The sequence below is a fragment of the Dehalococcoidia bacterium genome (genome assembly GCA_021295915.1).
Taxonomy (GTDB): domain Bacteria; phylum Chloroflexota; class Dehalococcoidia; order Lucifugimonadales; family UBA1123; genus VXRN01.
In genome coordinates, this window is record JAGWBK010000039.1 from 1 (window position 1) to 14,881 (window position 14,881).

A 14,881-nucleotide genomic window follows, 5' to 3' on the forward strand; every position below is an offset into this window, starting at 1 on the left:
AACGTGGATGAGCCTGGCAAGGTAACCGGGCTGCCCGCGCAGCCAACAGAAGGGGTCCTGATGACAGTAATGCTCGACGACCCCGACGGGCCAGTGACAGGTCAGGATGACACCCTAACCGACAATGCCTCCACGACATGGGAGTGGTACAGGTCTCGATCGAGCACCAGTGGATGGGCGTTAATTTCGGCGACCAGCACCGACAACATGGACGTCAATATAAACACCCGCAAGCCTGAAGCTAGCGACGTGGGACACTACCTGCGCGCCACGGCGAAGTACTCCGACGGGGAGGGCGACGACAAGGTCGCCCACGGGATAACCCGCCGCACGGTCCAGGCGAAAGCGTATGTCAACTCGGCGCCTGTGTTCCGTGACGATGTTCCCGATGTTACTGGCGAAGCGGCTACTCTGGGCTACCAGATAACCATGGAGGTGAATGAGGATGACAGCCTAGGGGCAAGCGATCCCGTTGGTGACCCGGTCACTGCGACGGACATCGGCCCCAGCCAGACGCAGGAGACATTAAACTACGAACTGATCAACGATCCGGATAGTACTGCCGACAATGATGATGTGGGTTCCTTCACAATCGACAAATTGTCAGGCCAGCTAAAGTTGGCCGGCACAGCGAAGCTGGATACAGAGGATACAGTCAACAACTCCGGCGGGACGTTTGTGGTGACGGTCAAGGCAATTGACCCATCCATGGCGAGCTCCACAGCTTTGGTAACCATCAAGATCATGCCCGTGGATGAAGCTCCAGAGTTCGACCCTGAAGTCAATACTGCGACTTCCTCCGTGAATCTCGCGGCCACCTCCACTGTAGAGAAAACGGCGACCACGACTGTGCTGTCCACCTACAAGGCGACCGACGATGAAGACGGTACCGCAGCGCTCGAGTGGACGTTGGGAGGTGCTGACGAGGCCATGTTCGTTCTGTGCTATGAAGACACTAACGGAGCCACCTGCACTGACGCGACAGATCCAGACTCCACAGCTGATTCAACTCCAAACACTGTCGCACTCAGATTCAAGGAAGAGCCCAACTACGAGACCCCTTCCGACTCCGGCGGGAACAACGAATACAACGTGACCGTCGTAGCCAAAGACAGCGATGGGATGATGGCCGAAAAGTCCGTCACCGTTATGGTCACTGACATCGATGAACCCGGAACGGTCACTCTGTCTCATATACAGCCGGAGGTCGGAACGGGGATAACGGCCAGCTTGACCGACCCTGACGGCGCAAGTGGCGCCACTTGGGAGTGGTTCTGGTGCGCCACGAACGATGCAGATTGTTCCGAAGGCACGACAAAAATCAGCACTACATCAGCAACCTACACACCTATAGAGGGAGATGCCGGAAGAGCCGATGATGAGGATGATGGCAGGTACCTTGTGGCGAAGGCGACCTATACCGACAGAACAAGCGCCAATAGTGATGACAAGCGCGTAGCAACAACAACATCCACCAGCGAAGTGCAGGACAGGGACGCCACCAACCAGCCTCCAGTGCTTCCAGACGTGACCCAGACGCTCGAGATAGATGAGAACAGCGAGGACACGGATCCTGTGCATGTGGTCGGCACAGTCGTTGCCACCAGCGATCCCGACGATGAGCTTGACAGTCTACTGTACACGCTGAGCGGCGCGGACGAGGCCCTCTTCACGATCCACAGCGGACCAGACGTTCCGGTGGCGAACGCCGCGAGCACGACAGCGGGCATGATTCGCCTGAAGAGCGGCACGGAACTGGACTACGAGACCAAGAGCACCTATAGGGTCACCGTTACGGCCACCGACCCGTCTCTCGCCATGGACACCGTCGACGTGCTCATCAAAGTTATCAACGTGAACGAACCGCCGACGGTCTCCCGGAGGGGCCTGACAGTAACTGGTCCGGCCAGCGTCAACTACGCTGAGGACCGCACTGACGCGGCGGAGACTTACAACGTCGTCGGCCCGGACGCGAGTGGAGCGTCCTGGAGTCTGTCGGGCACTGACGCGGGCGCCTTCTCGATACCAGGCGGGGTGCTCAGCTTCGAGAGCCAGCCAGACTACGAGGACGCGGCCGACGCCGGCGCAGACAATGTGTACAACGTGACCGTCATGGCCAGCATGGGCAGCCTCTCGGACTCTCAGGACGTGACGGTCAACGTAACCAACGTGGACGAGGCCGGCTCGGTCTCCATAACGCCGTCCGGACAGCCGAGGGTAGATACCGAGCTGACCGCCTCGCTCACCGACGAGGACGGCACTCCGACGGCGGTCTCGTGGCAGTGGTCGAGGTCGACGTCCAACACGGGCGGGTGGTCGAACATCCAGGGCGAGACGCAGACGACGTACACGCCGGTCGAGGCGGACGTGGACAACTACCTGCAAGCCACGGCCAGCTACACCGACCCGGAGGGGCCGGGCAAGAGCGAGAGCGCGGCCACGACCGACACGGTGCTGGCAGAGTCGACCGCAGGTACCGACGGCACTGTCAGCCTGTCGGCGTCCGGCTCTCTGGTGAGCGGCGGTACGGTCACGGCCACACTGACGGACCCGGACAACCCGACCGGTCTGACGTGGGTGTGGCAGACGTCGGCCAATGGCTCGACTAACTGGTCAGCAGGTTCAGGGTCGGAATCCTCGACCGGACTGACATCGACATACACCACCACGAACGCTGACGGGGGCGACTACCTGCGAGCTACGGTGACGTACGACGACGACTCGGGCGCCGACCAGACCGCCGAGTCGCCCGCGACAACGGGCCGTGTTGCGATCGACTCTTACGACCGCAATTCGGACGGTCGTATCGACGGGCCAGAAGTGCTCGAAGCGGTTGCAGACTATTTCGGAGGCACAATAGATGCATCGAGGGTGCTCTACGTAGTCGCACTCTACTTCAGTGGACTCAACTAACTAACGGTACGGGAGCTCCTCCGTCCTAATGGGCGGCAGGCCAACCGGTCTGCCGCCCTTACCAGGATCATTGAGAAACGCGGTCGGGTCCCACCGGGGCGCCGGTTCTCACGTCAAACACAACCACCCCGAACGGTGAAGTGTTTATCAGGGTCTCAAGGTCAGCTCGGGCACGCTGCTCGTCGCGGTATCTGCGTGCGTTGGCGATCGCCATGGCTGCCTGGGACGCGAACATGACCAGCACTTCCTCGTCTTCGTGCGTGAACTCTTCCGCATCCTCCTTCTCAGCGACGTAAATAAACCCCACACTCTCCCCCCAGTGCAGGATCGGAGCTCCCAGAAAGGCCAGAGCGGGGCCCACTTTAAGGGGCGGTCGGAGTTTCGGGAAGGCCCTGTAGTTTAACGTGTCCCAAGAGATTGGGGAGCCGCAACGGTTCTGTGATCGAGCCAAGATACTCAAACAGTTTCAACCCGTCTGGAACACCCCAGAGTTGATTCGCCTCATCTGCTGTCATACCGGAAGAGAGGAAGTTCTGTACCTGGCCAGAGTCGTCCAGGAGTGTAATCACTCCGTAGCGTGCTCCTGTCAGCGACCGGGCCGAATCCAGGGCCCCCTGTAACACCGTGCCCATATCAAGGCTTTCGTTAATCCTCACACTGGCCATGCTAAGCCTTGACAGCCGGTCCTTGAGGATCTCGATCTCCCGGGTGAGTTCTTCGGTACTCTTCACTTACCACCTCAACACGGTATTGATTCAGCCAGTACTCTCAAGGCTGCTACTTCGTCCTTGGACTCAATAGACGGGTGTTCAGTATGCCTACTTGAAACGGTAGACAGGCAAAACTGTAGCCGACACCAGCCTCAGTTGCCCAGAGGGGTGGAGTATGAGCCAACTGTCTGGCCCTGTCTGGAGCCGGATGCAACTACAGTGTGTCGATGGTGGGACACAGATGGCCACGAGACGTCATTCAGGGTCACGGTGTGGCCTCGGGGAGCCGGTGCAGTTCCTCTCAATATTGTCCACGTTTCAATCCTCACCGGGCCCTCAGACAGGTTCGCATCTATTGAGCGAGAGTCAGTATAGGAGGAGCTCGGGAAGAGGAACTTCGATCAGTGCCACCCAATATGGTGCGGATGACTGAGCTGGTTGGGGTTGACGTCAGTCTCTGGTCATCCAGAACAGGGTGCCACGGCACGGCCAGGCTTAACCCCTCACCTAACCATGCCGCGGCAGCTGTAATTACAGCCTATGTATTACGAACATGCGAACCGCGAATCCGGCGGTTGCAATAGCAATTAATGCTGGGAGCAGGAGCAGCCAGACGGTTATATCACGTCCGCTGTCACCCAACGACCCCGATAGTGGGGCCCGGGAGTTCTCGGCTACAGATCCGTCCATCGGAGAGTTCTTCAGCGGTGATGGCGGAACTGGTACTTCCACCGGTGGAAGCGCCACTTCTGCTATGGGCTGTACCGCAGGCTCGACCGCGAACGCCACGAAAATCCGAGATACTCCGTCTGGCTGTTGAGAAACGTTGCGATATCGGCGCTCAGAAAGTACCCACATGGGTTCAACTACAGAGGGAGTCTCCTGCCGCTCCACAGATGGAGCGTTCGGGACATGCGTCACGGCTGCCACAGGAGTAGTCACTTCTGCGAGGGCAGTTGTGGGAGCAGATGCTGGGGCGATAACCAGGACGGATACCTTGTTGATTGCACCCAGTCCGCCTGGATCTGTAGCCACGATGTAGAACGACGAATTGCCTTCTCTGGCCGGGGTTATAGAGAGCGTACCGCCGTCCACCGCCGCATGTGCCACATGTGTGCTGGCAGTACCGGAGATATGATGAACCAGCTTATCGCCGTCTGGGTCTATGAAATACTTGCGAAGGTCGACCATCCAGGACATGGGACGGGTTGTCAGTACGATAGGCGGTATGGTAGCGGCCACTGGCGCTTCGCTCTCATCGACCACCGTCACAGTGATGTCCATCTGCGCCGTTAGCTCCGGCTTCCCGTCGTCTGTTGCTGTGACAGTCAGATAGTGGACGTTGCTCCCAGCAGAGCTGCTCGGAGACTCGAAGTCCAGAACACCGACCGAGGCAAGGTTACCCAAACTGTCGACTTTGAAACCCTGCGAGTCTGCCCCCGACAGCGACCATTTGATGACGCCTCCTTCAGGATCTTCAACCTGATACCGAGAGATGACTCCAGTGTGGTTCTCTGGCAACGAGAGCTCGGTGTTGCCGTAGACTTCTCCAAGCTCGTTTACCTGTGTGACGGTCACCCGAACATTGTGTACATCGTAACCTCTCGGTTCACCGTCATCTTCCGCCCGCAGAATCACCCAGTAGGTGTTGCCTTCTCTTCCTTCGGGTTTTTCGTAGTCTGGCGGGCTCCTGAAGCTGAGAAGGCCCACTTCTGAGATCGCGAACTTTTCCCTATCGTACCCGAGCAACGACCACGTGATGCCGTCGCCGTCCTGGTCTCTGGCGGTATATTCGCCTACAGGAGCGGTCCCGTTCTCCGCATAGGCCACCATGTGCTCGCCAAATATCTCCGGGGCTTGGTTTTCATGATGCACGGTCCCGATGTGCAACTGAATTCTGCCGCTCTCGGAGCTGCCCGTTCCGACACCACCGTTGGCGGGGGGATTTGCGGAAGGCGGCTGTGTTGCCGGATCGGGCAGTAACAATCCGTTGTCGTACTGGCTGAAATCAGAAGTGCCAGAGAAGTGTGTCTCACCACCATTACGCCCTGAAACGACGCTGAAGCAGTCGGACTGGACGGGCCTCTCGTCGCACTGCGGTATACGATTCCAGATGGGGTCCGAGGTTGTGTCGGTCACGACAGGAGCAACGTTTCCATCTGTCAGTGTCTGGGCGTGTACGGTGTTATGTGAAATTGAAGAGAACTGTGAGTAGGCAGCCAATTCGGCCACAAGGCCGACCAATAGTACCGCTATCGAGGCTAGAATCACCTTCATTCTCAAGGGCTCTTATGTCACTCCCATCCCAGGGTTGGGGATCTAGCTACAGACCAAGACCATAATCAAGGCAGATCCAGAGTTAAAGATCGCAGGTCTGCTTACACTACTAGTAAACCCCCCCACAGCGGCCTGCATCTAGCCAACTTATGGACAGTTTTTGCTAATTCCAATGAAGTTCACAAAAAACCAACAACGAAATATGTATGCCAGTGCATTGTCGAGGCAATTGTCTTGCGGGCGAGGCTGGATGACACTTGACCCGAGAAAAGGGCTACCCTGCGGCGGAAGCTCTCCAAATGTAGTGGAACGAGATTGGAAATATGCAATAACGACGATGATATGTGGCCAGATAAGTAGCAATCCCGTCCCAGGAGTGGACTGAAATCAGTTGACTTCCAAGTCACTCATGAAGATGATTTCTTTGTGATCGTCCAAAACTTCACATGATACACAGAAGTCATATGAAAAGTAATGCACGGGCATGCCGAAATGGTGGTGGTGCTCTGGCAGCGTGAAAGCGCATGTTTCTGGATCGGATATCGTTGGCTGGTTGTCGGTTGGATGCAACCACTCTCTGGTTTCCAATTGGAACCGCCTTGCGGACGATCTGGTGCGGGTGACTGGGGCATTGAAAGTGGGATTGTAACGCTCCAAGGTGCGCGTGCTGCGATCTTCCCACGAGGATGGCGACTGATGTTGCTTCAGCGACTCAGTGAGTTCGCCGACAGCGGGCGATTCGAGGTCCCACCGACGTTCTACACCATCAGACCCATCCGCTACCTCATAGACCTGGACACAGCAGGTAGGCCACTGGGCCGTTCGCCTGTGGTCACCAGCGACCCCAACCGGCCTGGGATGCGCAGGGGTGTGCCGAGGATGGCCCCATTTCTCGTCAGATCTAAGGGAGTCAGGCCGCTGCTCCTGAGCGATAACGGCGAGTACACGCTGGGAGTCAGGAGAGAAGGCTCCAATCAGGAGCGTGTGTCTGTGAGGCACGTCGCCTACGTGGAGTTAGTGGACCGGTGCTCGCAGGCGACAGGACTTGCGTCCATGCAAGCCGTTTCAAGGTTCTTCCATGATGGCGGCGTGAAACGCCTGAATCTGGGCACTGCCTTCGACGCAGCAGCGGGCGTCACCTTCCGCGTGAACGGGGAGTTCCCGACAGAGTCTCCTCTGGTACGGAGATTCTGGGCTGAAGTTGCGGGAGATGCCGGTGAACGCGTACTGCAGTGCCTGGTCTGTGGACAGGAAAGACCTGTGCTAGATCGCCTACAGAAGAAGGTGAAGGAGATACCGGGCGGCCACCCGACTGGTACGTCTCTAATATCCGCCCACAATTCCGTTTTCGAGTCCTATGGTCTGAAAGAACAACCAGATCGCACCTACCTGCGCCGAATGCGCCGAGAAGTTTACCGAGTCGCTAAACCACCTGCTGTCGAACCCGGACGCCCATATCGGGTTCCCCTCAATGAAGCTCATCCTGTGGTCAAGCGAGAAGCCCCAAAAGGACTGGGTCCGGGTGGTGACCTCCCCAGAGGAATCCGATGTCAGGGAACTGGCTGGAGATCGGAAGGCCGCCGACAGCAGATACGAACACAATGAAGACGCTGTCTGTGGCCTTGTGCTTTCGGCGAATGGCGCTCGAGCTGTTGTTCGACATAACGGACGGCAATCCGAATGGCGATCCAGACGCCGGCAACCTAACCCGCGTCGACCCTGAGACCATGCATGGTCTGGTTACTGACGTCTCTCTGAAGAGGAGGGTGCGTGACTGGGTTGACGCCCTGGGAGGACGCGAACCGAGGTACAAGATCTACGTGCAGAGCGGTGAGGCACTGAACGCGAAGCACCAGAGAGCGTATGACGAACTTGGCATTCGGTCAACCGGCACCAGGCAGAGCCGGACTGACATCGACAGGGCCAGGGAGTGGATGTGCCGGAACTTCTACGACATAAGGATGTTCGGCGCTGTGATGACTACCGGCGTCAACTGCGGCCAGGTCCGTGGCCCGTTTCAACTGACCTTCGCGAGGTCCATCGATCCCATCATGCCGCTTGACCTGTCCATTACTAGAGTCGCGGTGACCCGAACGGAAGACACTGAAGTTTCTGTGTCCGAGGTGGACGGCGCCGTGCGCGGCGGAAGATGCTGGTGCCCTACGGCCTTTACAGGGCCCACGGTTTCTTCAACCCGCACTTCGCGGACCAGACGGGTGTGGACGAACAGGATATGGGTATCTTCTGGAGTGCGTTGACCAGCATGTGGGTCCTGGACCGGTCAGCTGGGCGCGGGATGATAGCATGTCGGGGGCTGTATGTGTTCAGTCACGACAGCAAACTGGGGAATGCGCCAGCTCATGTCCTGTTCGACCGTGTATCGGTCAGAATGGAGGACGGTGTGGTCGCCCCCAGGAGGATCCAGGATTACCATCTTCTGGTCGACAAGTCGGACCTACCCAACGGCGTGAGCCTGACAAGGCTCGTGTGATAGACGAAATTGGAGACCCAAGACGAAGATCGACGCCCCCTCTTGCACAGGACCGGGGCGGCACAACCGTGCTGGACGGCCGGATGAGGATTGAAACATTGATGATGCGGCGAATGCCATTCACCTCACGCCGGGCATCTGTAAGTATGCCTGGTCGAAATGGGGGGGTGCTGGTGGGAGGTCCCGGTCTGGCCGAGGCAACAGCAGGTTGCATCCAGCCTCCGGCTAGGTGGTGCCCTCCGGTCCACCGATTGTAACGAAGGGAATGGCTGTCCTGGCCGACCGATTCTCGCGTGAAACGTGAAGTTAGCGTGACTGGAGCTGCCAAAGGGCCGCCCACTTTGTCTACATGGAATTCTGTTACACTACATCGGAGCCAGTTCCAAGTGAAAGGGCAACCCCCATGAGAGTGCCTTTATCACAGGCGCTCGCAGTAGCGTCACATGTGGTCAAGCAGCGAGTAGCTCGGCGAGACCGCTATCCCCTTGTGCTGATGCTGGAGCCCCTGCTCCGCTGCAATCTCTCCTGCGCTGGCTGCGGCAAGATCCAGTATCCTTCCCACGTGCTCAAGCGTGCGCTCACGGTGGAGCAGTGTATCTCCGCGGTGGAGGAGTGCGGAGCGCCCATCGTCAGTATCCCCGGTGGAGAACCGCTGCTCTACCCACACATTGGTCAGCTGGTCGAAGAATTGACGCTTCGAAAGAAGTACGTCTATCTCTGCACCAATGCGTTGCTGCTCAAGCAGAAGCTAGAGGAGAATGTTTTCTCCCCCTCGAAGTGGCTCAGCTTCAGTGTGCACATGGACGGCCTGCGCGAGGAGCACGACGCTTCGGTGTGCCGGAACGGAGTCTATGACATAGCAGTCGAGGCGATACAGGAAGCAGTCCAACGCGGCTTTCGGGTCACTACCAATACCACGCTCTTCAACTCGGCTGAACCGATGCGTGTTCGAGAGTTCTTCGATGCCATGATGGACCTGGATGTCGAAGGCATGATGGTGTCTCCGGGGTTCAACTACGACAAGGCCCCGGACCAGGACTCCTTCCTGGAGCGGGAGCGCACTCAGGAACTCTTCTCCCAGGTACTTGCCCATAGGAAGAAACGCTGGCGATTCAACCAGTCGCCACTGTTCCTTCAATTCCTGATGGGCAAGCGGGAGTTCGAATGCACGCCGTGGGGCAACCCCCTGTACACGATATTCGGATGGCAGCGCCCGTGCTACCTGCTGCAGGATGGCTACGCCGCCACCTTCCGGGAGCTGATGGATGAGACAGACTGGGAGGAGTACGGACGGGCGAGCGGCAACCACAATTGCCAGGACTGCATGGTACACTCCGGCTACGAGCCCTCCGCCATACATGCCACGTTCTCAACATGGCGTGGCCTGCGGGATTCCGCCGTCACCACCATTACAGGCAAGCTGTAATCTATGAACGAGCATCGGTCACCGCATGATACGGAAATCGAGGGGGCAGAAGGCACTGTCGATGAGCTCATAGAGCGAGCCTTCCAATACCGCGGCGACGTTACTATCCAGACGGACGACGGAAAATCGCTTACCGGCTACCTCTTCAACCGTAATGCTCGCGCCAGGCAGCCGTTTGTCCAGCTGTTTGAGACCGGCACCGGTCGTGAGGTCTCCATCCCTTACGACGATATTACCCATGTGCTCTTGACCGGGCGTGACGCGGCCGCGGTATCGGTCAGGCACTTCGAGATCTTCCAGCAAAAGCGGGATGAACAGCCACAGACCGGCATGAACCCACTTCGCCCGCAAGCGGAATGAAATGTGTACCCAGACCACCGCGGCTCCCCTCCTTACGGTTGCTCCTACGCAGCGTGAACTGGGAGGACTGGGCTGCGGCAACGAGCGCACTCGCGCGAGCGTCATTGGCCTAGGACGTAATGCGGGCGAGCTGCTCGCAGGACTTCTCGACACCGCGCCATGCCGGCTGCTCCTCTCCTTGGGATACGCAGGGGCGCTCGATCCTCATCTTCACCCGGGTGAGTTGGTAGTGGGGAATTCATACCTGCATGGCTCAAGCGCAGCTGTCCATGGCGCTCCCCATGCCACCCGCGCAGCGATGCTGCTGCGTGAGTCGGGCCTCTCTGTACTGGAAGGAGCGGTCCTCACTGTGGACGAGCCTCTTCTTACGCCCCTGGCCAAGCGTCGCGCATACAACGGTAGCGGAGCGCTTGTGGTGGACATGGAAGGGCGTTGGATTGCCGATGTAGCAGCATCGAGGGATGTCCCTCTCATCGGGATCCGTGCTGTATTGGACGAAGCCTACTATCCTCTCCCTGCCTTTATCGCAACCATCGTTGCTGATGGAGGCCGTCGGGAGTGGGCACACGCACTCAGAGCGATCCTACGTCCCGCTACGGTCAGGAGCTTCCTGCCGCTCGCGCTGAAGTCGCGTAGGGCATCGCGCGCCCTGCAGATGGCTGTGCAAGCCATTCTGCCAGCAATTACGCGTCAGCTGTGACCGGGGCTTTCGCGCTGTTCACCGGTAAGCCATCGTAGGGCAGGGTGTCGAAGTTGGCCGAGAAGAGCTGTGCAAGCCGACTCCGGGAAGCGTTGGTTAGGACGCAGCAGTACTTCTTTCGCTCGCAGTGTGAGGACGGGTACTGGTGGGGCGAGCTAGAGTCCAACCCGACGATGGAGGCGGAGTATGTCATGCTCACGCACTTTATGGGGTCGGACGAAGGAGACCGGATACCACGAATTGCAGAGGATATCCGCCGCAGGCAGTCGCCCGACGGCTCCTGGCGGATGTACTATGGAGCTCCCGGGGACCTGAGCACGTCTATCGAGTGCTACTTTGCACTCAAGCTGGTTGGAGACTCTTCTGACGAGCCTCACATGGCAAAGGCCCGCGACTTCATCCTAAGGCGCGGAGGTGTTCCCAAGGCTCGCGTATTCACCAAGATATGGCTTGCCCTGTTCGGTCAGTGGGACTGGAAGGGAACGCCTGCCATGCCTCCCGACATGATGCTGTTGCCCAAGTGGGCGCCCTTCAATATCTACCGTTTCGCCAGTTGGGCGCGAGCGACCATAGTGCCGATGACCGTAATCCTCACGCTCCATCCAACGCGCCCCCCTCCGGAAAGGTCCTGGATCATGGAACTCTACCCGGAGGGCCCGGTCACATTCTCGATTTCCCGCTGGAAGGCAAAACCCTTCTCACTCAAGGGGTGGTTCCTGGTGTTGGACAGGGTCGCTCGCATCTATCGCAACCTGCCCTTTATGCCCGGTCGGGAGAGGGCAATCAAGGCTGCGGTAGACTGGATCATCAGCCACCAGGAAGCAGATGGCTCCTGGGCCGGTATCCAGCCCCCGTGGGTGTACTCGCTAATTGCTTTGAGCGCCCTGGGTTACCCACTGGATTACCCCGTTATCTCAAAGGGGCTGGAAGCTTTCAGGAAGAACTGGAGCCTCCCTTCGGGGGATGGCGCTGCACTTAGGGTACAGGCTTGCCTCTCACCAGTTTGGGATACGTGCCTTGCGATGCGCGGACTCATAGACTCTGGAGTGTCATCCAGTCATCCTGTCATACAGCGTGCCGCAGCCTGGCTCATACAAGAAGAGATCCGCGTCAAGGGCGACTGGGCCGTGTACAGACCCCACCTCGAACCCAGCGGATGGGCCTTCGAGTTCGATAATGTCCACTACCCGGACATCGACGACTCAGCTATCGTCGTGACGGATCTGGCGTTCACCAGAATGGGCGATGAATACGGCGAGCTGGCGCGGGTTGCGGCAGTCGAACGTGCTGTCAAATGGCTGACAGGGATGCAGTGCTCAAACGGCGGTTGGGCAGCGTTCGATTGGAACAATGACTCTGACGAGTTGGCGCAAATCCCGTTCGCCGACTTCGGCGAACTCCTCGACCCACCAAGCGTTGACGTGACCGCCCACGTATTGGAGATGTATGCTGCGTTGGGGTATTCGATAGAACACCCAGCCGTTCGGAGGGGGCTATCCTACATTTGGGAGCAGCAAGAGCACGACGGACCGTGGTTCGGACGCTGGGGTGTGAACTATATCTACGGGACAGGCGCAGTGCTGCCTGCCCTGGAAGCACTCGGGGTGGACATGACCGAACCTCGAGTACGGCGGGCTGTCGAATGGATTCTGGCACACCAGAACACGGACGGGGGGTGGGGTGAGACCTGTGTAAGCTACGCAGACCCCTCCCTGCGCGGACAGGGTGAAAGTACTCCGTCACAGACCTCTTGGGCTCTCATGGCGCTCTTGGCGGCAGGTGAAGCGAGGGATGGGGCCGTGGTTCGAGGCGTCGAATACCTGCTTGAACGTCAGCAAGAAGATGGAACATGGATTGAACCACAGTTCACAGGATGCGGCTTTCCAGGCTACGGTCCAGGCGTAAGGCCTGAGGAATACGAACCACTCGACGGCGCCAACTCGCAGGGTCCCGAAATGAGCGCTGCTTTCATGATCAATTACCACCTGTACCGCAACTACTTCCCACTTTCGGCATTGGGTAGGTACGCGAAGTCAATGCAGGTTGAAAGCTGATGAGAATGGTTGCACAGGTTGGAGTAGTGCAGCCGTGAGCAAAGAGACCGTCGGAAATATTCAGTGGGAAGATCTGGTCATCACCAACGCAGCGGTAGCCGTAACCATCATCTGCTACAGGCAGGATGAGAGAGCTATTATCAGACTAGGCGACATGCAGTCCAGTTACAGTTCAGGCTTTAGGACCTGGGGGCCATTCCCGCGCCAATTCACCGGCGACAGTATGTTCATCCCGGTGTTCATGCCCTCATAGTGTCGGGATACGCCTTTGAGATCAGTCTGAGCTAGATTTGGTGGCGACAACCCGCATGATCAGCAGTACGGCAACAATAGTCAGAGCCATCACCAAAATACTCACAATCAGTTTCCTCGCCATGAAGTTTTCTCCTGATAGAGCGGGTACGGGGCACTCTAGTTCTGGATAAAGAGGATCAAAGAAGGGGAGTGCGCCCAATACCCCCGGTTGGGACGCATCAGCCTCTTGCCAATGGGGGCATTGGTAAGCAAACAATGACTGATGCGCCCCCGAGGTGACCTGCCCAATCACCTCGTTTACTCAAGGCAGTTTCAGTAGCCTATCCACGTCCATCTGACGGGTTCCTTTCATAGCGGACATGGCGTCAAGTTACTCTCCACTTCCTGGCTCATCCTTCCGGGATTCTTGGCAGGGTCCGACGATCGGTGCTTATATCTCGTGGATCTGCCTCATCATTTTCCACGCAGTTTCGTCCCTGACACCCAGAAGTGCGTCCCAAGCCTGCCAAGGCAGTGCCTCGAACTGGTTGCTCAACAGATGAATGGCCGTGACCCACGCCCGATAGCTCGCCTACCTATGCTGCATGATTGTGTTGGAACTGAACGAAAAATTCCGGAGACATGGACCAGAATAGTACGGCATGGTGGGATGCTGCGGGCGACGATGCAACCTCCAGTTGCCGTCACAGAAGGCTCACCGCAGTTCATCCGGCCACCTGATCGACTCAAGCCAGCGCATGGCGACGTGATCATTTGAAAACAGCCTGGTCAACTGCGACAGTGTGGTCGCGACGTTGTCCGTTCCCTGCTCCACCGTCAGCACGTAAGCCATACTGATTCCCTCTTCATGAGGACCACGTACCCTATCTCGACCGTGCCATCTTCCGTTTCAAGATCGTCGAGCTCGACGACCATCAGTTGACTCCCCCGAACTCGGACATAACCCTGAAGGATGTACATGACCTCGGCTCCTATCCCCTGCGGGTGGGTTCCTTCCTTTTCGCCACTTGGGACCTCCAGCATGAAGGAGACACCTCGGGCACTAAGCTGGTCAATATCCTCTGCACCGTGTATCTGGACGACCCTGCTAGCCATTAAGGTGTCCAGGGGACAACAATGTGCGCATGGCTAAGACAGCACCAAGCAGAACAACAACAACCAGAATGCCTAATGCCAGTTTCCTCACTGTCGACCCCCTTAGATTGGAATCACTGTTCTGATAATCGAACTGTGAATCAATTGTACTTTGCGAGGGATAACTGGAATGTGCTTTCTGGCCCCTTGGTTATATCATTGGCACATCATGGCTCATAGCATCCAATATCATCGATTGCGTCTGGACATTCTGTGCGAAGTGTCCGTGTGAAACAGCGAGAGGTAAGCTGAGTGGATCGGTTTGAGGAGCTGGAGCAAGAGAACGTCGTATTGCGCGAGCATCTGTCTCGCTTGAGCCAGGCCAGCCTGCGCATTAATGAATCGCTTGAACTGGACTCGGTGTTGCAGGGCGTGCTCGACTCTGCCAAATTGCTTACAGAGGCACGCCTCGCCGTTTTGACTCTATTGGATGGGCAGGGGCATATTCAGGACGGCCTATCATCTGGCATGACAACACCAGATGAACGACGACAATTACTTTTGCCGGTCGTGACTACTATATATGCCGGTCTGTGAGGACGATGATCTGGTACCCAGGAG

At 57.8% G+C, this 14,881-nt stretch carries 13 protein-coding genes and 1 pseudogene; 9 read left to right on the forward strand and 5 right to left on the reverse strand.

Features of this window, described 5'->3' with window-relative positions:
- Positions 1-2,913, forward strand: a 2,913-nt coding sequence (locus tag J4G14_11120) for a hypothetical protein (GenBank protein ID MCE2458347.1), incomplete at its 5' end; no start/stop codon positions are given.
- Between the two features lie 67 nt (positions 2,914-2,980).
- Here J4G14_11120 and J4G14_11125 read toward each other — a convergent pair.
- The 3 genes from J4G14_11125 to J4G14_11135 all read right to left on the reverse strand — a co-directional run bounded on the left by J4G14_11125 (position 2,981) and on the right by J4G14_11135 (position 5,900).
- On the reverse strand, positions 2,981-3,274 hold the full coding sequence (locus J4G14_11125; GenBank protein ID MCE2458348.1) for a GAF domain-containing protein: 294 nt from the start codon (positions 3,272-3,274) through the stop codon (positions 2,981-2,983).
- Between the two features lies 1 nt (position 3,275).
- The gene (locus J4G14_11130) at positions 3,276-3,644 is read right to left on the reverse strand and encodes a hypothetical protein (GenBank protein MCE2458349.1); all 369 of its coding nucleotides are present in this window, start codon (positions 3,642-3,644) and stop codon (positions 3,276-3,278) included.
- A gap of 510 nt (positions 3,645-4,154) precedes the next feature.
- Positions 4,155-5,900, reverse strand: a complete 1,746-nt coding sequence (locus J4G14_11135; protein MCE2458350.1) for a cadherin repeat domain-containing protein — start codon at positions 5,898-5,900, stop codon at positions 4,155-4,157.
- A 696-nt stretch (positions 5,901-6,596) separates the two neighbouring features.
- On the opposite strand from J4G14_11135, the gene J4G14_11140 reads away from it, so the two are divergent.
- The 7 genes and pseudogenes from J4G14_11140 to J4G14_11170 all read left to right on the forward strand — a co-directional run bounded on the left by J4G14_11140 (position 6,597) and on the right by J4G14_11170 (position 13,184).
- On the forward strand, positions 6,597-7,505 hold the full coding sequence (locus J4G14_11140; GenBank protein MCE2458351.1) for a type I-C CRISPR-associated protein Cas8c/Csd1: 909 nt from the start codon (positions 6,597-6,599) through the stop codon (positions 7,503-7,505).
- A gap of 32 nt (positions 7,506-7,537) precedes the next feature.
- A pseudogene (gene cas7c / locus J4G14_11145) lies at positions 7,538-8,391 on the forward strand (type I-C CRISPR-associated protein Cas7/Csd2).
- Between the two features lie 403 nt (positions 8,392-8,794).
- Positions 8,795-9,817: an adenosyl-hopene transferase HpnH gene (gene hpnH / locus J4G14_11150; GenBank protein MCE2458352.1), complete on the forward strand. Its 1,023-nt coding sequence runs from the start codon at positions 8,795-8,797 to the stop codon at positions 9,815-9,817.
- A 3-nt stretch (positions 9,818-9,820) separates the two neighbouring features.
- On the forward strand, positions 9,821-10,177 hold the full coding sequence (locus J4G14_11155) for a hypothetical protein (GenBank protein ID MCE2458353.1): 357 nt from the start codon (positions 9,821-9,823) through the stop codon (positions 10,175-10,177).
- A gap of 1 nt (position 10,178) precedes the next feature.
- On the forward strand, positions 10,179-10,877 hold the full coding sequence (locus tag J4G14_11160) for a hypothetical protein (GenBank protein ID MCE2458354.1): 699 nt from the start codon (positions 10,179-10,181) through the stop codon (positions 10,875-10,877).
- Positions 10,878-10,930: 53 nt separating this feature from the next.
- Entirely contained in the window at positions 10,931-12,931 is a 2,001-nt protein-coding gene (shc, locus tag J4G14_11165) for a squalene--hopene cyclase (protein MCE2458355.1), read from the forward strand.
- A 34-nt stretch (positions 12,932-12,965) separates the two neighbouring features.
- Positions 12,966-13,184, forward strand: coding sequence for a hypothetical protein (locus tag J4G14_11170; protein MCE2458356.1), 219 nt, complete (start codon positions 12,966-12,968; stop codon positions 13,182-13,184).
- Between the two features lie 696 nt (positions 13,185-13,880).
- Here the strand turns inward: J4G14_11170 and J4G14_11175 are convergent.
- Together J4G14_11175 and J4G14_11180 are read right to left on the reverse strand one after the other, a co-directional pair.
- Complete coding sequence (locus tag J4G14_11175) at positions 13,881-14,018, reverse strand: hypothetical protein (GenBank protein ID MCE2458357.1); 138 nt, start codon at positions 14,016-14,018, stop codon at positions 13,881-13,883.
- Positions 14,003-14,281 carry a hypothetical protein gene (locus tag J4G14_11180; protein ID MCE2458358.1) on the reverse strand — a complete coding sequence of 93 codons (279 nt, stop codon included), beginning with the start codon at positions 14,279-14,281 and terminating at the stop codon, positions 14,003-14,005. Before J4G14_11180 ends, J4G14_11175 begins: the two co-directional genes overlap by 16 nt.
- A gap of 291 nt (positions 14,282-14,572) precedes the next feature.
- Here J4G14_11180 and J4G14_11185 point away from each other — a divergent pair, with 291 nt between their 5' ends.
- Complete coding sequence (locus J4G14_11185) at positions 14,573-14,857, forward strand: hypothetical protein (protein MCE2458359.1); 285 nt, start codon at positions 14,573-14,575, stop codon at positions 14,855-14,857.
- The last annotated feature ends 24 nt before the right edge of the window (positions 14,858-14,881 follow it).